This is a genomic window from Pseudomonas fluorescens, from assembly GCF_004683905.1.
Classification (GTDB): domain Bacteria; phylum Pseudomonadota; class Gammaproteobacteria; order Pseudomonadales; family Pseudomonadaceae; genus Aquipseudomonas; species Aquipseudomonas putida_A.
In genome coordinates, this window is the sequence record NZ_CP038438.1 from 31,192 (window position 1) to 54,353 (window position 23,162).

The 23,162-nt window shown below is 61.0% G+C and carries 21 protein-coding genes; 13 read left to right on the forward strand and 8 right to left on the reverse strand.

Going from position 1 to position 23,162, the window contains the following annotated elements; genetic code table 11:
- The first annotated feature begins 44 nt into the window (after positions 1–44).
- On the forward strand, positions 45–995 hold the full coding sequence (locus E4T63_RS00145) for a choline sulfate utilization transcriptional regulator (RefSeq protein ID WP_098966445.1): 951 nt from the start codon (positions 45–47) through the stop codon (positions 993–995).
- A 4-nt stretch (positions 996–999) separates the two neighbouring features.
- Here the strand turns inward: E4T63_RS00145 and E4T63_RS00150 are convergent, their stop codons facing one another.
- On the reverse strand, positions 1,000–1,662 hold the full coding sequence (locus tag E4T63_RS00150; RefSeq protein WP_135294658.1) for an NAD(P)-dependent oxidoreductase: 663 nt from the start codon (positions 1,660–1,662) through the stop codon (positions 1,000–1,002).
- 83 nt (positions 1,663–1,745) lie between these two features.
- Between E4T63_RS00150 and E4T63_RS00155 the strand changes: the two genes are divergently transcribed.
- Positions 1,746–2,072 carry a DOPA 4,5-dioxygenase family protein gene (locus tag E4T63_RS00155; protein WP_098966448.1) on the forward strand — a complete coding sequence of 109 codons (327 nt, stop codon included), beginning with the start codon at positions 1,746–1,748 and terminating at the stop codon, positions 2,070–2,072.
- Here E4T63_RS00155 and E4T63_RS00160 read toward each other — a convergent pair whose 3' ends face one another.
- Positions 2,073–2,474, reverse strand: a complete 402-nt coding sequence (locus E4T63_RS00160; protein ID WP_135294659.1) for a GFA family protein — start codon at positions 2,472–2,474, stop codon at positions 2,073–2,075.
- A 323-nt stretch (positions 2,475–2,797) separates the two neighbouring features.
- On the opposite strand from E4T63_RS00160, the gene E4T63_RS00165 reads away from it, so the two are divergent.
- The 9 genes from E4T63_RS00165 to E4T63_RS00215 all read left to right on the forward strand — a co-directional run bounded on the left by E4T63_RS00165 (position 2,798) and on the right by E4T63_RS00215 (position 13,384).
- Positions 2,798–4,105: a CitMHS family transporter gene (locus E4T63_RS00165; RefSeq protein ID WP_007954069.1), complete on the forward strand. Its 1,308-nt coding sequence runs from the start codon at positions 2,798–2,800 to the stop codon at positions 4,103–4,105.
- 70 nt (positions 4,106–4,175) lie between these two features.
- Positions 4,176–4,943: a TerC family protein gene (locus E4T63_RS00170; RefSeq protein WP_027610258.1), complete on the forward strand. Its 768-nt coding sequence runs from the start codon at positions 4,176–4,178 to the stop codon at positions 4,941–4,943.
- Between the two features lie 441 nt (positions 4,944–5,384).
- A complete protein-coding gene (locus tag E4T63_RS00180; protein ID WP_027610257.1) occupies positions 5,385–7,043 on the forward strand; it encodes a Na/Pi cotransporter family protein in 1,659 nt (552 codons plus the stop codon).
- Between the two features lie 166 nt (positions 7,044–7,209).
- Complete coding sequence (locus tag E4T63_RS00185) at positions 7,210–8,598, forward strand: M16 family metallopeptidase (protein ID WP_135294660.1); 1,389 nt, start codon at positions 7,210–7,212, stop codon at positions 8,596–8,598.
- Between the two features lie 191 nt (positions 8,599–8,789).
- Positions 8,790–9,818 (forward strand): DUF5924 family protein, encoded by a 1,029-nt coding sequence (locus E4T63_RS00195; protein WP_096797617.1) that lies wholly within the window; start codon positions 8,790–8,792, stop codon positions 9,816–9,818.
- 54 nt (positions 9,819–9,872) lie between these two features.
- Entirely contained in the window at positions 9,873–11,021 is a 1,149-nt protein-coding gene (locus E4T63_RS00200) for an ABC transporter permease (protein ID WP_098966456.1), read from the forward strand.
- Positions 11,018–11,821 (forward strand): ABC transporter ATP-binding protein, encoded by an 804-nt coding sequence (locus E4T63_RS00205; RefSeq protein WP_007962720.1) that lies wholly within the window; start codon positions 11,018–11,020, stop codon positions 11,819–11,821. The genes E4T63_RS00200 and E4T63_RS00205 overlap by 4 nt, the downstream gene beginning before the upstream one ends.
- A 1-nt stretch (position 11,822) precedes the next feature.
- Positions 11,823–12,761: an MlaD family protein gene (locus E4T63_RS00210; RefSeq protein WP_096797615.1), complete on the forward strand. Its 939-nt coding sequence runs from the start codon at positions 11,823–11,825 to the stop codon at positions 12,759–12,761.
- Positions 12,758–13,384: an ABC-type transport auxiliary lipoprotein family protein gene (locus E4T63_RS00215; RefSeq protein WP_098966457.1), complete on the forward strand. Its 627-nt coding sequence runs from the start codon at positions 12,758–12,760 to the stop codon at positions 13,382–13,384. Before E4T63_RS00210 ends, E4T63_RS00215 begins: the two co-directional genes overlap by 4 nt.
- 121 nt (positions 13,385–13,505) lie before the next feature.
- Here E4T63_RS00215 and E4T63_RS00225 read toward each other — a convergent pair whose 3' ends face one another.
- The 5 genes from E4T63_RS00225 to E4T63_RS00245 all read right to left on the reverse strand — a co-directional run bounded on the left by E4T63_RS00225 (position 13,506) and on the right by E4T63_RS00245 (position 17,955).
- Entirely contained in the window at positions 13,506–14,735 is a 1,230-nt protein-coding gene (locus E4T63_RS00225) for a nucleoside recognition domain-containing protein (protein ID WP_025112290.1), read from the reverse strand.
- A gap of 197 nt (positions 14,736–14,932) precedes the next feature.
- On the reverse strand, positions 14,933–16,264 hold the full coding sequence (gene gltP, locus E4T63_RS00230) for a glutamate/aspartate:proton symporter GltP (protein WP_135294661.1): 1,332 nt from the start codon (positions 16,262–16,264) through the stop codon (positions 14,933–14,935).
- Positions 16,265–16,966: 702 nt separating this feature from the next.
- The gene (locus E4T63_RS00235; protein ID WP_096797612.1) at positions 16,967–17,431 is read right to left on the reverse strand and encodes an inhibitor of vertebrate lysozyme family protein; all 465 of its coding nucleotides are present in this window, start codon (positions 17,429–17,431) and stop codon (positions 16,967–16,969) included.
- 2 nt (positions 17,432–17,433) lie between these two features.
- Positions 17,434–17,598 carry a DUF1328 domain-containing protein gene (locus E4T63_RS00240; RefSeq protein ID WP_003177151.1) on the reverse strand — a complete coding sequence of 55 codons (165 nt, stop codon included), beginning with the start codon at positions 17,596–17,598 and terminating at the stop codon, positions 17,434–17,436.
- A gap of 72 nt (positions 17,599–17,670) precedes the next feature.
- Positions 17,671–17,955 carry a hypothetical protein gene (locus E4T63_RS00245; RefSeq protein ID WP_135294662.1) on the reverse strand — a complete coding sequence of 95 codons (285 nt, stop codon included), beginning with the start codon at positions 17,953–17,955 and terminating at the stop codon, positions 17,671–17,673.
- 427 nt (positions 17,956–18,382) lie between these two features.
- On the opposite strand from E4T63_RS00245, the gene algB reads away from it, so the two are divergent.
- Entirely contained in the window at positions 18,383–19,729 is a 1,347-nt protein-coding gene (gene algB / locus E4T63_RS00250; RefSeq protein ID WP_027610247.1) for a sigma-54-dependent response regulator transcription factor AlgB, read from the forward strand.
- 10 nt (positions 19,730–19,739) lie between these two features.
- Complete coding sequence (locus E4T63_RS00255; RefSeq protein WP_098966460.1) at positions 19,740–21,530, forward strand: KinB sensor domain-containing domain; 1,791 nt, start codon at positions 19,740–19,742, stop codon at positions 21,528–21,530.
- On the opposite strand, the gene E4T63_RS00260 is transcribed toward E4T63_RS00255, so the two are convergent.
- Entirely contained in the window at positions 21,527–23,140 is a 1,614-nt protein-coding gene (locus E4T63_RS00260; RefSeq protein ID WP_372241213.1) for an EAL domain-containing protein, read from the reverse strand. The two genes, E4T63_RS00255 and E4T63_RS00260, sit on opposite strands and share 4 nt — an antisense overlap.
- Positions 23,141–23,162: the final 22 nt, after the last annotated feature.

Genomic DNA, 23,162 nt, shown 5'->3' on the forward strand with positions numbered 1-23,162 from the left:
CCGGTAAAGCCTGCGCCGGACAATGACTAGGATAAGCACAGCTTATGTATGACGCCCTCGGCAATCTGTCCCTCGACCTGTTGCGCGCCTTCGAAGCAGCGGCGCGTCATCGCAGCTTTACCGCTGCGGCGGTTGAGCTGGGCACCACGCAGCCGGCGATCAGCCAGCAGATCAAGCGTCTGGAAGAACAGCTGGGAGTACGACTGTTTGACCGGATCTATCGCGGTATTGAACTGACCGAGGGCGGCGCGATCCTGTTCGAGCAGGTTCAGCTCGGTTTGCAGAATATCGACGCAGGATTGAGTGCTATCAGTACGCAGCAACAACACGAGGTATTGCAGGTCGCCACCGATTTCGCCTTCGCCGCCTACTGGCTGATGCCACGCCTGTACCGCTTCCACGAAGCCAATCCGAACGTCGATGTCAGCCTGGTCACCAGCGAGCGCAGCCACAACATGCTGCGCACCGACATCGATGTCGCGATCTTGTTTGGCGACGGGCGTTTCAAGCAGGGCGAAAGCCATTGGCTGTTCAGCGAGGAAGTGTTTCCGGTGTGCAGTCCGCAATTGCTCAAGGAGCGTGCCCTGCCCTTGCCTGCCCAGGCGTTGCTGGAGTTGCCGCTGCTGCACTTGCGCGGGGAGAACAGCAGCAACTGGTTTGACTGGAGCGGGCTGTTTCGCGAACTGGGCATCAGTACCCCGCCAGCACCGGGCCAATTGCGTTTCGACAATTACACCTTGTTGATTCAAGCGGCGATTGGCGGTCAGGGTGTGGCCATCGGCTGGCGCCACCTTGTGGATAACTTGCTGAGCCAAGGCTTGCTGTGTCGGCCGATCGCCGAGACCACGTTGTCGCGCCTCGGTTATTACGTGGTGCTGCCGCAACGCAAACGCCGGGGCGCGTTGATTCAGCAGTTTGTCGACTGGTTAATGGCCGAGCAGGCCAGCAGCGCCGAATCGCTCGCCGGGGTAGCGTTACCGTCGATTGCGGTTTGAAGGCTCAGCCAGTTGCGGCGACAAAATTCACATGCTGCCCCACATGCAGATTCAACCGCAGCTCATCGGCAATCCCCACCGCGACCCGGTTCAGTCGTTCCAGTGGCTCCGCCAGCCCCGGCTCCAGATTGCCGCCCACCTGACTGAAATGCTCAATGGTCAGCCCCGCCACCCCGTGCGGCGCATTCACCAGTGTCCACTGCAGCGGGCTGCTTTGCAGGGCCTCGCGGATTTCTTCGGCGGCGTGGCGTTGCAGTGCGTCGTCCAGATCTGGCTCGTCGAGCACGGCAAAATTACCCACCAGAAACAGCCGTGGCACGTTGGCCATTTGCAAACCGTCGACCAACGCATCGACCGCCAAAACCTGTTCCACCGGGCCGAGCACCACGGACCTTTCCACATGGTCGCTGCTGAACGGCAGACCCGGTGCGTCCAACAAGCAGATCACTGCCGAGCTGCCCGCTACGCTCTGCTTGACCCGCTCGGCATCGAACAGATCGCCGCTTTTGGTGCGCAGGCCCGGACGTGGTGCGAGTACGTTCAAATCGTCGAGAATCGCGATGACTTCGTGCTGCCGTCGCAGCAATTCAGCCATCAACGCACCGCCCAGGCTGGCCATGGCACCATAGAGCACCACTTTCACCGTCGGGGTTTCGGCATTTTTCATGGCTGATTCCTTTTTGTTGTCCCTCGTATGGCGTGTGACACGCAGCCTGCGCCGAGGGTTCGAACCGATTCAGAGGCTTTCAGATGCACGCAATCAATGGCTATCACGCCCACGTCTATTTCGACGCTGACTCAATTGATCAGGCGCGCGCTTTGTGTGAACAGGCGGCGCAGTTGTTTCCTCTGAAGATGGGGCGCGTCCATGAGCGCCCGGTCGGCCCGCATCCAGACTGGAGCTGCCAGTTGGCTTTCGGCCCGGAGCTGATCGGTGAGGTGTTGCCGTGGCTGGCGCTCAATCGCAAGGGGCTGGTGGTGTTTTTGCACCCCGACACTGGCGATGATTTGCTCGATCACACCGAGCACGCGATCTGGATGGGCGCGATGCGGCCGCTGGATCTGTCTATTTTTTGATCAAAGGGTTTCTTCGGGCTCGCCCGGCAGATGCTCGTCCAGATGCAGCCAGGGCAATTGGCTGTTCGTCCAGATGTGCCGCTCGGCCGGCGCCCGCTCCGGGTGATCCAGCGTGGCGATGGTCACATCGATGCTCTCAGGGCTGAGCAATGTCACCAGCGCCAGCTGCGCGCCACAACGTGGACAGAAATACCGCGCGCAACTGCTCGACGAGTCATAGCGCGATGGCGTGCCGCTCAGCCACTGGAAGCTGGCCGCCGCCACGGTAATCCACGTGGTGACAATCCCACCGCTGACTTTGCGGCAGATCGAGCAGTGGCAGTGGGCAATGTCGTGCAACGGCCCGCTGAACTGATAGCGGATGTGTCCGCAGTGGCAGCCACCGCTGTGCACTTCTTCCATGTCCCTGCCCTCCCGTCCCCGAAATGATCGACTCTAGCCGCATCCGACAGCCGGTTGGCCATTCGCCTGAAGCTTTCGTCAGCGAAAGGTAGCTGAAAGGTTGCCCGATTAGGATCGCCGCCACTACCGGCAACAGACCGGTTGGCCAACGCGTGTGATCGCTCGCATGTCAGGCCCAATTAACAACAACAATGGTGATTCTGATGTCCTCTGTAGCCCGCCTTCTCGCTGAAACTCCGCCCGTACGTCTCGTGCTTCCCGTTCTGCGCTGATCCCTTCCGATCCGCTCACTCAATTAGCCGCGCTACGCCTGGAGTAATCCCATGCTGACTTTCCTTGGCTTCGCCATGGTCATCACGTTCATGTTCCTGATCATGACCAAGCGCCTGTCTGCGCTGATCGCCCTGATCATCATCCCGATCCTGTTCGCCCTGTTCGGTGGTTTCGCGCCGAAGATCGGCCCGATGATGCTCGAAGGCATTACCAAGCTTGCGCCGACCGGCGTGATGCTGATGTTCGCCATTCTGTACTTCGCCCTGATGATCGACTCCGGCCTGTTCGATCCGGCCGTGCGCAAGATCCTCAAACTGGTCAAGGGCGACCCGTTGAAAGTTTCGGTCGGTACCGCCGTGCTGGCGCTCGTCGTTTCCCTCGATGGTGACGGCGCGACCACTTACATGATCTGCGTGGCCGCCATGCTGCCGCTGTACAGCCGCATCGGCATGAGCCCGCGGATCATGGCCGGTCTGATCATCCTCGCCGGTGGCGTGATGAACATGACCCCGTGGGGCGGCCCGACCGCGCGTGCCGCCAGTGCGCTGCATGTCGACCCGTCGGACATCTTCGTACCAATGATCCCGGCGATGGCTGCCGGTGTGGTGGCGATCCTGATCATTGCCTACTTCTACGGCAAACGTGAGCGTGCGCGTCTGGGCGAGCTGCACCTGATCGGCGACGAGATTGATCACAGTGAAATCAGCGTCTCGCAGTTCCCCGATGCCCGCCGTCCGAAGCTGATCTGGTTCAACGGCCTGCTGACCCTGGCGCTGATGTGCACCCTGATCGCCGGCCTGCTGCCGCTGCCGGTGCTGTTCATGGTGGCGTTCAGTATCGCGATGATCGTCAACTACCCATGCCTGCAAATGCAGAAGGACCGCGTTGCGGCCCATGCCGGCAGCGTGCTGTCGGTGGTCAGTCTGATTTTCGCTGCGGGTATCTTCACCGGTATCCTGTCCGGAACCGGCATGGTCGACGCCATGTCGAAAAGTCTGCTGGCAGTGATTCCGGACTTCCTCGGCCCGTACCTGGCGGTGATCACGGCGCTGGTGAGCATGCCGTTCACGTTCTTCATGTCGAACGACGCGTTCTACTACGGCGTGTTGCCGGTGCTCTCCGAAGCGGCCAGCCATTACGGCATCACCGCAGTGGAAATGGCCCGTGCCTCGATCGTCGGTCAGCCCGTCCACTTGCTCAGCCCGCTGGTACCGTCGACGTACCTGCTGGTGGCGCTGGCCGGTATCGAATTCGGTGATCACCAGCGTTTCACCCTGAAGTGGGCAGTGCTGGTCTGCCTGTGCATACTGGTGGCCGCCTTGCTGCTGGGGACGTTCCCGCTGTTCAGCACGTTGTAACGGCATTCACTCACCATGACGCCAGCTGCTTGCTGGCGTCATGGTTTAACACTCGCTCAAAGGAATACACATGGATTGGCTGACCAACCCCGAAATCTGGGTTGCCTTCTTTACCCTGACCGCCCTGGAAATCGTTCTGGGCATCGATAACATCATCATGATTTCGATCCTGGTCAGCCGCATGCCCAAGCACATGCAGCAGCGCACGCGGATTTTCGGCCTGGGCTTGGCGATGATCACGCGGATCCTGTTGCTGCTGTCGATCACCTGGGTCATGCGCCTCACCGCCGACCTGTTCGTGGTGTTCGGCCAGGGCATTTCCGGTCGCGACCTGATCCTGTTCTTCGGTGGCCTGTTCCTGCTGTGGAAGAGCTCGCAGGAGATGTACCACGCGCTGGAAGGCGAAGACGAAAGCGGCGACGAGCCTTCGGGCAAGGGCGGCAACTTCCTTTACACGATCATTCAGATCGCGATCATCGACATCGTGTTCTCGCTGGACTCGGTGATCACTGCCGTCGGTATGGTCTCCCATGTGCCGGTGATGGTCGCGGCAATCGTCGTCGCCGTGCTGGTGATGATGGCGGCCTCGGGCAAGATCAGCGAGTTCATCGACAAGCACCCGTCGCTGAAGATGCTGGCGCTGTCGTTCCTGCTGGTGGTCGGTACCGTACTGATCGCCGAGTCGTTCGACGTGCATGTGCCGAAAGGCTACGTCTACTTCGCCATGGCGTTCTCGCTGGCGGTGGAAGCGATCAACATCAAACTGCGCGGCGCGATGGCCCGGAAGAAACAGCAGCAGGATCCGGTGAAACTGCGCAAGGATGTTCCGGGGCAATAACCCGGTAGTCCTGAATCACGCAACACCCCTGTGGGAGCGAGCCTGCTCGCGAAGGCGGCGTGTCAGTCGACGATGATGTTGGCTGACCCAGCGCTTTCGCGAGCAAGCCCGCTCCCACAGTTGTTCAGGGGTACTGAAGAATCCGGGGCAGCCGTAATACCTGCAGGAGTGAGCCTGCTCGCGATAGCGGTCCGTCAGTCAGCAACGATGTTGAAGCTGGTCGCCCTATCGCGAGCAGGCTCACTCCTACAGGGGACCGCGGTGATTTCAGATGAGGTGGATGAACCTGTTTTCATGACACTTTTGTTTCAATCCGCACTTTAGCTGTGCAATGCTGGCGCCCAGTCCGTTAGCCAACTACAGCTTAAGTATCAAAAACGTAGAAACCGCGCGGTACCGTCAACTTGCCCCTTTGGGGCTCTGCAACTACAGGGGGTCTGCATGCTCACCCTGCTCAATTTGCTGTCTGCCGTGGCCCTGCTGATCTGGGGCACGCACATCGTCCGAACCGGCATCCTGCGGGTGTACGGCACCAATCTGCGCCATGTGATCGGCCAGAACATGTCCAAACGCTGGCTCGCGTTCGTCGCCGGCATCGTCGTGACTGCGATGGTGCAGAGCAGCAACGCCACGGCCATGCTCGTCACCTCCTTCGTTGGTCAGGGCTTGATGGCGCTGACCCCGGCGCTGGCGACCATGCTTGGCGCCGACGTCGGTACCGCGCTGATGGCGCGGGTGCTGACGTTCGACCTGTCGTGGCTGTCGCCGCTGCTGATTTTCCTCGGGGTGATTTTCTTTCTGTCGCGCAAACAGACGCGGCTCGGGCAGATGGGCCGGGTCAGCATCGGTCTGGGGCTGATCATTCTCGCGCTGCAACTGATCGTGGAGGCCGCCGCACCGATTACCCACGCCCAAGGGGTGAAGGTGATCTTTGCTTCGCTGACCGGCGACATCCTCCTCGACGCCCTGGTTGGTGCGTTGTTCGCGATGATTTCCTATTCCAGCCTCGCCGCTGTGCTACTGACCGCGACGCTGGCCGGTGCCAGCGTGATCAGCCTGCCGGTGGCGATCGGTCTGGTGATCGGCGCCAACATCGGCAGCGGCGTGCTGGCGTTCATGAGCACCAGCATGCAGAACGCGGCCGGGCGGCAAGTGGCGCTGGGCAGCCTGCTGTACAAACTGATCGGCCTGCTGCTGATCATCCCGGTGCTCGATCCGCTGGTGCACTGGATGGACGGCCTGGATTTCAGCCCGCAGGAAATGGTCATTGGCTTCCACTTGCTCTACAACACCGCGCGCTGCCTGATCCTGCTGCCCAGCGTCGCGCCGATGGCACGCCTGTGTGCCTGGCTGCTGCCGGAGCGCCCGGAGGTCAACGGCACCGCCAAGCCGCGGCATCTCGATGCGACGGCGCTGGTCACCCCGAGCTTGGCGCTGGCCAACGCGGCCCGCGAGACCCTGCGCATGGGCGACCTGATCGACAACATGCTCGACGCGATGCTCGATGTGCTGCGCGGCAAGCAGACCGCCATTACCCAGGAAATGCGCCGACTGACCGATGACGTCGAAGCGCTGTACAGCGCGATCAAGCTGTATCTGGCGCAAATGCCCCGCGAGGATCTCGGCGAGCAGGACAGTCGGCGCTGGGCGGAGACCATCGAATTGGCGATCAACCTGAAACTGGCCAGCGACCTGATCGAACGCATGCTGCGCAAGGTGCAGCAGCAGAAGACCTCCCAGCGTCGGTCGTTTTCCGAAGAGGGCCTGGAGGATCTGGCCGGGCTGCATCAGCAACTGATCGCCAACCTGCGCCTCGGCCTGTCAGTGTTCCTCAGCGGCGACAAGGAAAGCGCCCGTCAGCTGTTGCGCGAGAAACGTCGCTTTCGCGCACAGGAACGGCGTCTGGCCCATGCCCATGTCAGCCGTTTGCAACGTAAGATCGTGCAGAGTCTGGAAACCAGTTCGCTGCATCTGGAGCTGATTGCGGATATGAAGCGCTTGAATTCGCTGTTTTGCAGCAGTGCTTATGTGGTGCTGGAAACGGCCGATACCGGGGCGCTGGAAGCGGATGATATTGCCGACATTACGCATTCGCCTTGAACGTCTGGGGCTGGGGTCAGTCAGTAACATTGATTCAGCCTTAAGACCTTCGCGAGCAAGCTCGCTCCCACATTTGAAATGCATTCCCCTGTGGGAGCGAGCTTGCTCGCGAATGCCGACCTGAATAGCGACACGGATCTCCAAATCAGCCGTATGGAAGCCTGTTATGCGTTGCCTGTTGTTCGCCTGTCTGTTGCTCGGTTCCCTGCCCGCCTTCGCCGTTGATCGCTTTCAGGTCGAAGGCTACGCGCTGCCCAACGGTTTGCAGCTGTTGCTCAAGCCCGGCACCGAGCGCGGGCATGTGGCGATTCGTCTGGTGGTGGGCGTCGGTCTCGACGATTTTGATTGCGATGAAAAAGAGCTGCCGCACCTGCTTGAGCACCTGCTGTTCAGCGGCGTCGATGCCACCGGCGAAGGCGGCCTCGAGGAGCGCATGCAGGCGCTGGGCGGTGAGTGGAACGCGTTTACCAGCAACGCCGACACCACGTTCGTCATCGAAGCCCCGGCGAAGAACCAGCGCAAGGTCCTCGACCTGTTGCTCGACCTTTTGACCCAGACCCGCATCGACGACAACGCGATCAACGCCGCCAAACGTGTGGTCGAGCGCGAGGACGGCGGCCATTACACGCGCCTGCAACGCTTTCTCGACCGCCAGGATCTGGGCCACACCGCGAGCAATCAACTGGCGGTGGAATTGGGCCTGAAATGCCCGCAGCGGGCCGAGGTCGGTCACCTGACCCAGAAGCAACTGGAGAAGGTGCGCAAGACCTGGTACGCGCCGAACAACATGACCCTGATCGTCGTCGGTGAACTCGACAAACTGCTGCCGGCCTATCTGGAACGCACCTGGGGCGCGCTTGAAGCGGTGGACCCGGCGGAGCACCGTGAGCTGCCGGACATCCGCACCAGCGCCGCCCATGAACGCACCCTCACCCGTGGCTTCATCGGCGACAGCGCCAAGTTGCACTGGCTGGTGCCGGAGCCGATGCTCGACGATCAGTACGACGAGACCTTCGACATCCTCAAGGACTACCTCGACTGGGCGCTGTACCGGCAGATTCGCCTGAATCACGGCTTGTCCTACGGGCCGTGGGCCGAGCGTGAAGTGTTTGGCGGGGTCGGCTTCATGAGCCTCAACGCTGACGTGGATCGCGATGACCTCGCCGAAGCCCAACAGGTGCTGGAAGACCTCAAGGCCGATCTGCTGAAAAACGGCCTCGACCCGGACACTTTCGCCCGGATCAAACAAGCCGCCATCGCCCATCAGGCCTGGGCGGTACAGGGCAACAGTGCCATGGCGGATTACTACTGGAGCGCGCTGGGCGATTACGAGGACGGGCGCTTTGCCAACCCGGCCCGCGAGCTGCAAGGCGTGACCCTGGAAACGGCAAACAAGGCCATGCGCGAGTTGCTGTTGCAACCGGGATATCTGCGGATCGAGAAGCCGTTGCTTAGTGATGATCAAGTGTTGTGGCTGATTGCCGGTGGTCTGGGCGTGGTGTTGCTGGTGCTGATTGGCTGGCGCTTGCACCGTCGTAAGCCAGCCAAACACTGAACCTGTGGGAGCGGGCTTGCTCGCGAATGCGGTGTGTCATTCAGCAATGATGTCGACTGACACGGCCCCTTCGCGAGTAAGCCCGCTCCCACAGGGATCTGTGGTGATTTTACTGACCGGGAGCCTCGCCACGTCGCCCGGCGGACGGTACTCTGTCGAGGTTTTTTCCTACTCAGTCGTGAACCGCCAACATGCAGAAAATCCCCCTCCTGATCCAGCGCATTCTCGAGCTGATGAAGCGCTATCCCGGGGTGATTGCGCTTGGCGGTTTCATCTCCGGGGTCGGCAGTTTCATTCTGGTCGATCGCCAGCAGGGACTGGCGAGCTGGATCACCATCATCATGCTGCTGAGCTGGATCTGGCTGATGCTGGAGAACACCCTGACCGGGCTGTTCACGCGCATCTTCAAGCGGGAGATCCCCCAGCCGCTGCTGCGTTACGCGACGCAGATGATCCATCAGGAAAGCCTGTTTTTCGTCCTGCCGTTCTTCTTCATCACCACCACCTGGAACAGCGGTCAACTGATCTTCACCGGGCTGCTGTGCATCGCCGCGCTGATCTCGATTGTCGATCCGCTCTATTACAAATGGCTGGCGCCACGGCGCTGGGCTTTTCTCGCATTGCACACCCTGACCCTGTTCGCCGCCCTGCTCACTGCGCTGCCGGTGATCATGCACCTGACCACCGCGCAAAGTTTCAAATGGGCGCTGGGCACGGCGGTGGTGTTGTCGTTCCCGAGCCTGGCGTCGATCTTCCCGATCCGCACCGTGCGCAACGCGTTGGCCATTCTGTGCATCACCTTCGGCATTGGCGCGGTCGGCTGGACGCTGCGCTCGTGGGTGCCGCCGGCGACGCTGTGGATGACCGACGTGGCGATCAGCACCCAGTTGCAGGATCGCACCCCGGGCGACAGCCTCGAACAGGTCAGCGCCGAGCAGATCCGCAACGGCGGTCTCTACGCCTACACCGCAATCAACGCGCCGCGCGGGCTGGATGAGCGGATCTACCACGTGTGGCAGTTCGACGGCAAAGAGGTCGACCGCATCGCTCTCGATATCCACGGCGGGCGCAAGGAAGGTTACCGGGCGTGGACGCACAAGCAGAACTTCCCCGGCAACCCGGCGGGCAAGTGGCAGGTGCGGGTGCTGACTGAAGACGGTCAGGTGATCGGCGTACTGCGTTTCGAAGTGACCGACAGCACAGCGATCAAAGAAAAGTAATCCGGTTCGTGCTATTACGTTAGTTCGCTTAATAGCCGGACAAGCACGGAGCTTATGATCAGCAGCTCAATGAGCGGTAATGCCCAACTGGACACGTCAATCAGCCCTGCCCGCCTGCGGGTTTCCGGGGACTGGACGCTTGCCCATTACGCCGACCTCAAGCACCTGACCGAAAAACTGACCGGCCAGTACGACGCCAATACCGTGGTCGACCTCAACAGCCTCGGTGCGCTCGACACTGCGGGCGCTTCGTTGCTGGTGGAACTGCTCGGTTCCGAGCGTCTGGGCAAATCCGCCGAACACCCCGACTGCACGATTTCCCAGGCCGACCGCGCGCTGCTGCAGACTGTGTATCGCTCGCTGACTGATTTCTGTGTGCCGGTCAAAGAGCCGGAAGTCAGTGTCAGCGTGCAACTGCTGACCCGCATCGGGCGCGCGGTGGAAACGGTCTGGCAGGACACCCTGCAAGTGCTGGGCTTCATCGGCCTGATCCTCGAAACCATCGCCCGCAATCTGCTGCGCCCCAAGCGTTGGCGCATCACCCCCGTCGTCGCCCACATCGAACAGACCGGTCTCGACGCCGCGCCGATCGTGGCGCTGCTGACTTTTCTGGTCGGCGCGGTGGTGGCATTTCTCGGCGCCACGGTGCTGGCCAGTTTCGGCGCGACGATCTTTACCGTGGACCTGGTGGGCTTCTCTTTTCTGCGTGAGTTCGGCGTGTTGCTCACGGCGATCCTGATGGCCGGGCGCACCGCCAGCGCGTTCACCGCGCAGATCGGCTCGATGAAGGCCAACGAGGAGATCGACGCGATCCGCACCCTCGGCCTCGACCCGATGGAGCTGCTGGTGGTGCCGCGCGTGCTGGCGATGCTGGTGGCGCTGCCGATGCTGACGTTTCTGGCGATGCTCTGCGGAATCATCGGCGGTGGCGTGGTGTGCGCGGTGTCGCTGGGGATTTCGCCGGCGATGTTTCTCTCGCTGCTGCAGAGCGACATCGGTATTCAGCACTTTCTGGTCGGCCTGGTGAAAGCGCCGATCTTTGCCTTCCTGATCGCCACGATCGGTTGCCTGGAAGGCTTCAAGGTCAGCGGCAGCGCCGAATCGGTCGGTGCGCACACCACGTCAGCCGTGGTGCAGTCGATTTTCGTGGTGATCGTGCTCGATGCGGTGGCTGCGCTGTTTTTCATGGAGATGGGCTGGTGAGTCGTCTACCCCGCGCGCCCTCGGAGGCGGTGATCGAAGTCCGTGGCCTGTGCAATCGCTTTGGCAGCCAGAGCGTGCACGAGAATCTCGATCTGGATTTGTACAAAGGTGAAATCCTCGCCGTGGTCGGCGGCTCCGGCAGCGGTAAATCGGTGCTGTTGCGCAGCATTGTTGGCCTGCGCCGGCCCAGCGAAGGCAACGTGAAGGTGTTCGGGCAAAACCTGCCGAGCCTGTCCGAGCATGAGCGTTCGCTGGTCGAGCGGCGCTTTGGTGTGTTGTTCCAGAAAGGCGCGCTGTTCTCCTCGCTGACGGTGACCGAAAACGTCGCCCTGCCGCTGATCGAACATGCCGGCCTGAGCCGCAACGACGCCGAGCATCTGGCGGCGGTTAAACTGGCGCTGGCCGGGCTGCCGCTGTCGGCGGCGGACAAATACCCGGCTTCGCTGTCCGGCGGGATGATCAAGCGCGCTGCGCTGGCGCGGGCCCTTGCGCTGGATCCGGACATCCTGTTTCTCGACGAACCCACCGCTGGCCTCGATCCGATTGGCGCAGCGGCGTTCGATCAACTGATCCTGACCCTGCGCGATGCGTTGGGCCTGAGCGTGTTTCTGGTGACCCACGACCTCGACACGCTCTACACCATCACCGACCGCGTGGCGGTGCTGGCGCAGAAGAAGGTGCTGGTTGCCGGCCCGATCGACGTGGTCTCGGAAACCGACGACGCGTGGATTCACGAATACTTCCACGGCCCGCGTGGCCGCTCGGCGCTGGACGCCGCCAAATTGCTCAACGAGGTCTGACATGGAAACCCGAGCCCATCATGTGTTGATCGGCCTGTTCTCAGTGATTGTCGTGGCAGGCGCCCTGCTCTTCGGCCTGTGGCTGGCCAAGTCCAGCGTCGACAGCGAGTTCAAGGATTATGAAGTGGTCTTCAACGAGGCGGTCAGCGGCCTGTCCAAGGGCAGCCCCGTGCAGTACAGCGGGATCAAGGTCGGTGACGTGGTCAACCTGCGTCTCGACCCGAAAGACCCACGCCGGGTGCTGGCGCGGATTCGTCTGGGCGGTGACACCCCGGTCAAGGAAGACACCCAGGCCAAATTGGCTTTGGCCGGGATCACCGGGACTTCGATCATCCAGCTCAGCGGCGGCACTCCAGAAAGTCCGAAGCTGCGTGGGCATGACGGCGAGCTGCCGACCATCGTCGCGGCACCCTCGCCTATTTCCCGGCTGCTCAACGACAGCAACGACCTGATGACTGGCATCACCGCGCTGCTGAGCAACGCTAACCAGATGTTCTCCCCGGAGAACGTCGAGCGCGTCAGCAACACCTTGGCGCATCTGGAGCAGACCACCGGTTCGATCAACGATCAGCGCGGCGACCTGCGCCAGGCCATGCAGCAACTGGCGAGTGTCGGCAAGCAGGCCGGCAGCATGCTCGAGCAAACTTCGGCGCTGATGCGCAACGCCAACGGCCTGCTCAACGATCAGGGCAAGCAGGCGCTGGGCAGTGCCGAGCAGGCGATGAAGTCGCTGGAACAGAGCAGCGCCACCATCAACGGCCTGCTGAGCAAGAACCAGAACTCGCTCGACAACGGAATGCAGGGCCTCAATGGCTTGGCGCCGGCGATCCGCGAACTGCGCGAAACCCTGACTTCGCTGCGTGGCATTTCGCAACGTCTTGAGGCCAACCCCAGCGGCTACTTGCTGGGCAGTGACAAGAACAAGGAATTCACCCCATGAAGCTGATTCACTTTGCTCTCCTCGCCAGCCTCGCTTTGACCAGTGCCTGCTCGATCCTGCCCAAGGCCGAACCTTCGGACGTCTATCGCCTGCCTGCCGCGCAAGCGCCCGCCTCGGTCAGCTCAGCAGCGACCCAGCACTGGTCGCTGCGCCTGAACAAGTTGCAGGCCAGCGAAGCGCTGAACCGGCCGAACATCGCGGTGATCCCACAGGGCGACGTGATCAGCAGCTACAAGGCCTCGCGCTGGAGCGATCCGGCGCCGGTGCTGGTGCGTAATCGGCTGCTGGATGGTTTTGCCCGGGATGGTCGGGTGACGCTGCTCAGCACCGATGACAGCAACTTCGCTGCGGATCTGGAACTGGGCGGCAGCTTGCAGGCGTTTCAGACTGAGTATCAGGGCAATCAGGCCAGCGTCGTGGTGCGGGTCGATGCGTTGCTGGTGCGCGGCTATGACCAGAAGATCCTCGCCAGTCGCCGCTTCGAAGAGCGTCAGCCGTTGAATGATGTACAGGTGCCGGCGGTGGTCGCGGGGTTTGGACTGGCCAGTGATCGGCTGACGGCCAAGGTTGTCGCGTGGGCTGTTCAGCAAGGCCAGCAATTCACCCAACAACCCAGACCTTAAACCTTATACATAACCCCTGTGGGAGTGGGCTTGCTCGCGAAGGCGGTGTGTCAGTCAATATACAGGTCGACTGACCCGCCGCTTTCGCGAGCAAGCCCGCTCCCACAATGGGGATTCGTGGTTAACCGAAGAACCAGTAGCAGACGCCGATGGCGCCGAGTACGCCGGCCAATTCAGCCAGCAGCGCGCATCCAACGGCGTGCCTTGCGCGCTGAATCCCCACCGCACCGAAATACACTGCCAGCACATAGAACGTGGTCTCGGTACTGCCCTGAATCGTCGCCGCCACCAGTGACGGGAAGCTGTCGACGCCGGAGGTCTTCATGGTCTCGATCAGCATCGCCCGTGCGGCGCTGCCGGAAAACGGTTTGACCATCGCCGTCGGCAACGCATCGACAAAACGCGTATCCCACCCGGCCCACTGCACCAGATGCCGAATGCCATCCAGACCAAAGTCCAGCGCGCCCGAGGCACGCAGCACGCCAATCGCGCAGAGCATCGCCACCAGATACGGCAGCAGGTTCTTGGCGACGTCGAAGCCCTCCTTCGCGCCCTCGACGAACGCTTCGTAAACCTTGACCTTGCGTAACGCGCCGATCACCAGGAACAGCATGATCAGGCCGAACAGCGTCAGGTTGCCAAGGATCGACGACAGCCCGGCCAGCGCCGTGGCCGACATCGTCGCCAGCAGCGCCATGAAGCCGCCGAGGATCAGTGCGCCGGGAATCAGATAGGCCAGCACCACCGGGTCCCAGATGCGCAGGCGCTGCATGAACGCCACCGAAAGGAAGCCGACGATGGTCGAGCAACTGGTCGCCAACAGGATCGGCAGAAACACCAGGGTCGGATCTGGTGCGCCTTGCTGGGCGCGGTACATGAAGATTGTCACCGGCAACAGGGTCAGCGACGAGGCGTTGAGCACCAGGAACAGGATCTGCGCGTTGCTGGCGATGGTCGCGCTGGGGTTGAGCTCCTGCAGCGCCTTCATCGCCTTGAGGCCGATCGGCGTGGCGGCGTTGTCCAGGCCCAGGCCGTTGGCGGCGAAGTTCAGGGTAATCAGACCGAGCGCCGGGTGCCCGGCCGGGACTTCCGGCATCAGCCGCAGAAACAGCGGCCCGAGCACCTTGGCCAGCCATTCGACGATCCCGGCCTTCTCGGCGATGCGCAGAAAGCCCAGCCACAGGGTCAGCGTGCCGAACAGCAGCACCATGACCTCGACCGAGAGTTTGGCCATGGCGAAAATGCTTTCCACCATCGCCGCGAAAATCCCGGCGTTGCCACCGACCAGCCACTGCACCAGCGCAGATATCGCTGCCACGACGAAGAAGCCAAGCCACAGGCCATTAAGCATCAGTCAAATCCCCCGGAAGATGCGGCGAATGATAGCGGGGTCGCCAGAAACGACAAACCCCGGATTGCTCCGGGGTTTGTCTGGCCTACTCGGTCCAATGTAGGAGTGAGCCTGCTCGCGATTGCGGTGTATCAAACAACAGAGATGTTGAATATACGGCCCTCATCGCGAGCAGGCTCACTCCTACAGGTTGAGCGTCAGTTCTTGGAAATCCCGCCAGCCGGCAGTTTTTCCTTGCTGCGCCAGTGCGGCAGGGAGTTCCAGTAGCGCTCGCCCTTGGCGTCGTCGTACATGCCTTCCCAACGCGCGATAACCAGCACTGCCAGGGCGTTGCCGATCACGTTCAGTGCGGTACGCGCCATGTCCATGATGCGGTCGACACCGGCGATGAACGCCAGGCCTTCCAGCGGGATACCGACACTGCCCAGCGTCGCCAGCAGCACCACGAAGGACACGCCCGGTACGCCGGCGATGCCTTTGGAGGTGACCATCAGGGTCAGCACCAGCAGCAATTGCTGGCTGATCGACAGATCGATGCCGTACAACTGGGCAATGAAGATCGCGGCAATCGACTGGTACAGGGTCGAACCGTCGAGGTTGAACGAATAGCCGGTCGGTACCACGAAGCTGCAGATGGCTTTCGGTGCGCCGTAGGCTTCCATCTTCTCGATCACCCGTGGCAGCACGGTTTCCGAGGAGGCGGTGGAGTAAGCCAGGACCAGCTCATCCTTGAAGATGCGCATCAGCTTGATCACCGAGAAGCCGAACAGCTTGGCGATCAGGCCCAGCACCACGAAGGCGAAGAAGGCGATGGCGACGTAAACCAGGATCACCAGTTTGGCCAGCGGCAGCAGCGAGGCGAAACCGAAGTTGGCCACGGTCACCGCGATCAGGGCGAACACGCCGATCGGCGCGTAGTTCATGATCATGTGGGTGACTTTGAACATGCTTTCCGAGACGCCCTGGAACATCTTCACCAGCGGCTCGCGCAGGTCCGACTGCAGGCTCGACAGACCGAGACCGAACAGCACGGAGAAGAAGATGATCGGCAGCATTTCGCCACGGGCCATGGCCGCGAAGATGTTCGACGGGATCAGGTTGAGGATGGTCTCGATGAACGCGTGTTCATGCTGCACTTCGGCGGCGGTCGCCTGGTACTTGGAGATATCCACCGTGCCCAGGGTGCTCATGTCGATGCCGGCGCCCGGGTGGAACAGATTGGCCAGCAGCAGGCCGACGATGATCGCGATGGTGGTGACGATTTCGAAGTAGATGATGGTCTTCAGACCGATACGCCCGAGTTTCTTGGCGTCGCCCACGCCGGCAATGCCGACGATCAGGGAGGAGATGACGATCGGGATCACGATCATCTTGATCAGACGGATAAAGATATCGCCTGCCGGTTGCAGGACGTTGCTGATCCACCAGGCTTTTTCGGCACTGAAGTGGTTGAGCAACGCACCAATTGCAATCCCTAAAACCAGACCGATGAGGATCTGCCAGGCGAGGCTGAGTTTTGCCTTCTTCATTATCTTTACCCTTACTTGCGTTTGACTCAGGCACATGCAGGAACTGGAACGCTCTGTCAGCGGAAAAGTCTGTGCATCTGCCTCCGTATAAGGTGCCCCGAAGCGCGTATTTACGGCTCTTCGGCAGGCGAAAAAAGGCGCAACTATTCCGATGCAAGGTTGCGCCGTCTAATGCCGTAAACGCCTACCCTATGCCGAATCGGCATGAGCTTTTTTAATTGAAACTGGCGTCCCAACCGGTTCGATTACGACATTTCAGCCGGCATAAGTGCCGTGAACCGGCCATTGCAGCGTAGATTGGTTATTTTTTAAACGAGAAATTTCGACGGAAATCTTAAGAAAAAGCCTACGTTTGCAGACTAGATGTCCCACTGTTTAAAGGGACTCTTTCTCGATATACGGTCGCCAGGAAACACCGCGTAATGTTTTCGCGCGCAGTGTGAGGCATAAAAAGATGAGCAGGACGCTCTGGATCAATGTTTTTGCATCGGATAAAGCTCAGCGCAAGTCCGTCGAACCACTGAGGGTCGGCGAACCTGCGTCGCAGCTTTTACCCTGACCCGGCCCTCGCGCAGGCACTCCCTGTACCCGTAGGTCACTCCGACCCTGCAACAGTCAGAACGTCCCGGCCCCTTGGTCATGCGCCGGCCTTCCTCGGGTAGGCGCAATAAAGGGCAGCGGGGCGCTGCCCTCATGTTCGAATCAATACCACTTCGGGTCTTTCTTCAGCGTTTCCATCAACAGGTTCTGCATACCCTCATCCGGTTTGCCGAGGAAGCGGTAGGTGGCATGTCGCGTTGGCGACTTGTCGGCCGGCAGTCCCTCGGGAACATCGACGAGCATGGCGTACGCGTCTTTCTTGTCGAAGCTGAAAGCCACGATCAAGCGATGGTTGAGGCACTTGTCTGCGGATTCACAGAGCGGGCCGACCAGGTACTTGTCGCCGTCTTCAGTCACGGCATTCATCTGCTGGTCTGGCGTGCCGGACAGGTTCATCACCCATTCCGGCAGGCGTTCTTCGTGCTTCACAACGCCTTGCCAGGTTTCGCGGTATTGCGGGTCGGAGCTGAGCAGCTCGTTGACCCGCGCCTGGCCATCATTGGCCGCCATCGCCATGGCACTACCGCCCATAAGCAGGGCGGCTGCCAGTGTCTTCAAAGCAATCATCGTTAACCTCGGCCGCGACGGCCAAAGAAGAAGGAAGCGATGAACATCACCAGGAACACGACAAAGAGAATCTTGGCGATACCCGTGGCGGTGCCCGCGATACCACCGAAGCCCAGTACGGCGGCGATGATGGCAATGATCAAGAATGTAATTGCCCAGCTCAACATGGTGATTCTCCTTACTTCTCTATTTAGGGATATTGCGTGTTCCGGCGCGATGCGCCTGAATTCTTCGGTTCGTCAGAAAACCCAGCGCTCTTCACGTGGCAGTTGATCCAGCGGCTGTGGCTGATCGACATCCATCATGCCCATCGAGGCGCTTTCGGCCTGACTGCTGCTGACGGCGCTGAAGTGCGTCTGCGTGCTGTGTCGAATCGAGATCAGCGGCTCAGGCTTCTGGCTGTTTTCCCAGCTCAGGTATTGTTGGCAGGCAATCAGGGTGATCAACAGTGCAAGTACGCCAAACAGGCCTTGCTGGATATGCAGTGGCGAGATACGCACTTGGGCGGCACGTTGGCGAGTCATCCTGGGTTCCTCACTCTTATTCGGTTAGGGCAGTGGAATCTGCCCCGGGCTGAATGAGTTATTGCAGGCTGCATGCCAGTTTTTTATTTGAAAAATATTCAATAAAATCAATGGTTTGTGAGTGAGTGGAATTCAGCGACGGACGCATCCTGCACGATGGGTCATCTACGGTCGTGCGAAATGCATGATTATTTCGTAGGAGATTTCATTCTTATGGAATTGAGAGCACGTCCCGGATGTCAGAAAAGTACGCAGGGAACCCTCTGTAAATCGGTGATTGTTTAAAAACTCAACAAAATCAACGGATTGGCCGTCAAGGCAGGAGAGAGCTACCCTCCCATGGCTCGCATCGTTCAGAATCAACCATGCAACTTGCCCGATTTTTCCGGGACTAACCCAAGATCAATCACTATGGAGCGTAGGAAAAATGGAATCTGCCACTGAGCATCAAGGCCGCATTCTGCTGGTGGACGACGAGTCCGCCATCCTGCGAACCTTTCGTTACTGCCTCGAAGACGAAGGTTATACGGTGGCCACCGCCAACAGCGCGGCTCAGGCTGATGCACTGTTGCAACGCCAGGTATTCGACCTGTGCTTCCTTGATTTGCGTCTGGGTGAAGACAACGGTCTCGATGTACTGGCGCAGATGCGCGTTCAGGCGCCATGGATGCGGGTGGTGATTGTCACCGCGCATTCGGCGGTCGATACCGCGGTGGACGCGATCCAGGCGGGCGCCGCCGACTATCTGGTCAAACCGTGCAGCCCTGACCAGTTGCGTCTGGCTACCGCCAAGCAGCTGGAAGTGCGCCAGCTCTCGGCGCGTCTGGAAGCCCTCGAAGGCGAGATCCGCAAACCCAAGGACGGCCTCGACTCTCACAGCCCGGCGATGAAAGTGGTGCTGGAAACTGCGCGGCAGGTCGCCGGTACCGACGCCAACATTCTTATCCTTGGCGAATCCGGCACGGGTAAAGGGGAACTGGCCCGGGCCATTCATGGTTGGAGCAAGCGCGAGAAGAAATCCTGCGTGACCATCAACTGCCCGTCGTTGACCGCCGAGCTCATGGAAAGCGAGCTGTTCGGCCACAGTCGTGGTGCGTTTACCGGCGCCAGTGAGAGCACTTTGGGTCGGGTCAATCAGGCGGACGGCGGCACGCTGTTTCTCGACGAGATCGGCGATTTTCCACTTACATTGCAACCCAAGTTGCTGCGTTTCATTCAGGACAAGGAATACGAGCGGGTAGGGGACCCAGTGACTCGCCGCGCCGATGTGCGCATTCTCGCCGCGACCAACCTCAACCTTGAAGACATGGTGCGCGACGGGCGCTTCCGTGAAGACCTGTTGTATCGCCTCAACGTGATCACCCTGCATCTGCCGCCATTGCGCGAACGTGCCGAGGACATCCTGACCCTTGCCGACCGCTTCCTCGCGCGCTTCGTAAAAGAGTACGCACGCCCGGCCCGAGGCTTCAGTGACGAAGCGCGAGAGGCGCTGCTGGGTTATCGCTGGCCGGGCAATATCCGCGAGCTGCGCAACGTAGTGGAGCGGGCGAGCATCATCTGCCCGCAGGAACGCGTGGAAATCAGCCACCTCGGCATGGCCGAGCAGCCGGCGAACAACGCACCTCGAGTCGGCGCCGCGCTGAGCCTCGATGAACTGGAAAAAGCCCACATCGGCGCGGTGCTGGCGACGGCAGGCACGCTGGATCAGGCGGCGAAAACCCTGGGCATCGACGCGTCGACCCTGTATCGCAAGCGCAAGCAGTACAACCTGTGAGCGCCCGACGATGAAGCTGGCGATGAAGTTGCGCACTCGCTTGTTCCTGAGCATTTCTGCGCTGATCACGGTCGCCTTGCTCGGGCTGTTGCTCGGGCTGGTCAGCGTGATGCAGATGGCCGGTACTCAGGAAGCAACGATCCGCAGCAACTTCGTGACCCTCGACCTGGGGCTCAAGTTGCGTCAGACCCTCGGCGACCAGTTGGTGCTGATGCTGGCCGAAAAACCCGATCCCGCCGCGTTCGAAGCGTCAAAGCAGCATTACCTGCAATTGCTGGATGAAGGCATTTCGCAGGAGGCCGACGGCGATGGCCGCCAGTACGGGTTTACCCAGGCCAAGGCCGACTATCTGAGTTTTCTCCAGGCGTTCGAGCTGTCGCGTAATCCGGGCAATGTGCTCAGCGGCAACAGCGACCTCAGAGAACGCTTCAACATCTTGCGCAACGGTTTGATTGCCGAGCACAAGCATGCGCTGGACAACATCAACGCCGTGCAGCATGACGCCCGGGAAAGGGCGCTGCTGGTCTCCGGCCTGCTAGGGTTGGTGGGACTGGCGGTGCTGATCATCGGCTTTGTCACCGCGCATGCGATTGCCCGGCGTTTCGGCGCGCCGATCGAGGCGCTGGCGCAAGCGGCGGACAACATCGGCCAAGGCAATTTCGAGGTGACGCTGCCGATTTCCTCGGCGATGGAAATGAACCAGCTGACCAAGCGCTTCGGGCTGATGGCCGAGGCGCTGCGCGAGCATCAGGCGACCAACGTCGACGAGCTGCTGGCCGGTCAGCAACGCTTGCAAGCGGTGCTTGACGGTATCGACGATGGCTTGCTGATGATTGACCGCGAAGGGCATCTGGAGCACCTCAATCCAGTGGCCCAGCGCCAGTTGGGCTGGGACAGTGATCGACTCGGTCAGGGCTTGGGCACAGCGCTGGAGCGCCCGGAACTCGACGCACAACTGCAACTGGTGTTGCGCGGCGGCACCCTTGAGCGTGCTCCGGAAGATTTGAGCATCGAGGTCGATGGCGAATCACGTCTGCTGACTTACAGCCTGACGCCGGTCAGCCACACCCAGGGGCATATTCTTGGCGCGGTGATGGTGCTGCATGACGTCACCGAGCAGCGCGCCTTCGAGCGCGTACGCAGCGAGTTTGTGCTGCGTGCTTCCCATGAGCTGCGCACGCCGGTCACCGGCATGCACATGGCGTTCGGGCTGTTTCGCGAGCGGGCGAAGTTTCCCCCGGAGTCACGCGAGGCGGACCTGCTCGACACGGTCAACGAAGAGATGCAGCGCCTGATGCAGTTGATCAACGACTTGCTCAATTTCTCGCGTTATCAGAACGGTTTACAGAAACTCACCCTGGCGCCGTGCTCCATCGAAGATTTGCTGACGCAGGCGCAATCGCGCTTCGCGGCTGCGGCGGCGGCCAAAGGCATTGCGTTGAACGTCGAAGTGCAGGGGCCGTTGCCGCGCCTGCAAGCCGATCAGGCGCAACTGGACCGGGTACTGGATAACTTGATCGATAACGCCCTGCGCCATACCGCCCGCGACGGGCAGATTCGCTTGCAGGCGCGTCGGCATGGCGAGCGGGTCATCATCAGCGTCGAGGACAACGGCGAAGGCATTGCCTACGGGCAGCAGGGGCGGATTTTTGAACCGTTCGTGCAGGTCGGGCGCAAAAAGGGCGGCGCCGGCCTTGGCCTGGCGCTGTGCAAGGAAATCGTCCAGTTGCATGGCGGGCGCATGGGCGTCTATTCGCGGCCGGGACAGGGCACGCAGTTCTACATGGCGCTGGCGGTCTAGGCTTCGTCATCCAGCCGGCGTCCGGCGAGGCGCCGTCCACGGGTGATCAGTTCAATGAACTGCACCGCACTCAAGGCCTGGGCGAAAAGCCAGCCCTGACCGAACTTGACCCCCTCGCTGCTGAGAAACACGGCTTGCGCTTCGTGCTCGATGCCCTCGGCAATCACCTTCAGATCCAGTGCCTGCGCCATGTGAATGATGTGCGGAGCAACGCCACTGCTCGCCGCGTCATGACCGAGTGCGTCGATGAAGGCCTTGTCGATTTTCAGGCAATCCACCGGCAGCGTCTGCAGATAGGCGAGGCTGCAATAACCGGTACCGAAATCGTCGATCAACACTTGATGGCCGACATCGCGCAAGGCTTGCAGGTTCTCCCGCGCCACCACCACATCGATCAGCCCGCGCTCGGTGACTTCGAAGGCAATCTGCCGCGCCGCAACCCGGTGCAGGGTCAACAGCCTGGCCATGACTTGACCGATGCGCGGCACCATCACGTCGCACGCCGCAAGGTTGACCGAGATGTACAGTTGCGGATTCGCGCGTAGCACCGGCCCCAATTGCTCCAGCAGCCGCTGCAGGACGAAATCGGTCATCTGCCGTATCTGCCCGGTGTTTTCTGCCAATGGAATGAACAGGTCGGGGCTGGTCAGGGTGCCGTCCGGGCGGCGCCAGCGCAGCAGGGCTTCGGCGCCCACGCAATTGCGGCTGTCGAGGTCGAAGATTGGTTGATACAGGACTTGCAGCTCGCCACGCCGAATCGCACCCTGCAGCTCGGCGTCCAGTGACTGGCGCTGACGCACCAGTAGAAACACGAAGAAACCGGCAAACGCCCCCAGCAGCAGGCAGGCCGGCACCATCCACCACCAGACGGTCGGGATGTGCATGCCACTGCGCGGGGTGATCAGCACCAATTGGTATTCCGGATTGTTGGTTGGCATGCGATAGATCAGCCGTGACTGGGTGACTTGCAGGGCCTCGCGGCTCTTCGGTGGCCAGACTTCGCTCGGTGGCCAGGTCTGGGCTGTGCCGAGCACCGGAATCGCTCGCCTTCCATGATCGAGTACCACCAGCAGGCTGCTGTCCGGTGGCAGGTCGACCATGTCGGTCAAATGCCCGCGCGATGTCGCCACGCGGAAGTTGCCGCGCCCGAGCATCAGCGCCGCGCGGTTTTCATCGGGTTCGGTGGTGGTGTTGAGCCAGTAGCTGTAAGTCGGGCCCTTGATGTCCGGCGCGCGGACGACCGACAGTCCCTCCTGCCGGGGGCGGTTGGAGCAGATCCGCGAGCCGTCCATGTAGGCCGCTTCATACACGAAGCGATAGTTGAACGTGACCTGTTGCAGGGTGGCGATCATTTCCTCATCGCAACTGCGCAACGGCTGCGCCTGGAGGTCGTCGAGACTTTCGCGCAATTGCCCGAACAGCTGCTCAAGGCGGGCCAGAAAACGCTCGCCCTGGGCGTTCATCTCCTGACTCTCGTTCTGCTCGATCTGGCGCATGGCGACGAACATTCCGCCGGCGATCAGCAGGCTTGCACTGAGGACAGCCGCGATCATCGCCAAAAACCACGGGCGATAAAACCAGCTACGCAGCGTCGCTCGGGTAGCAACCATCATGGAATATCCGAAGAATTAC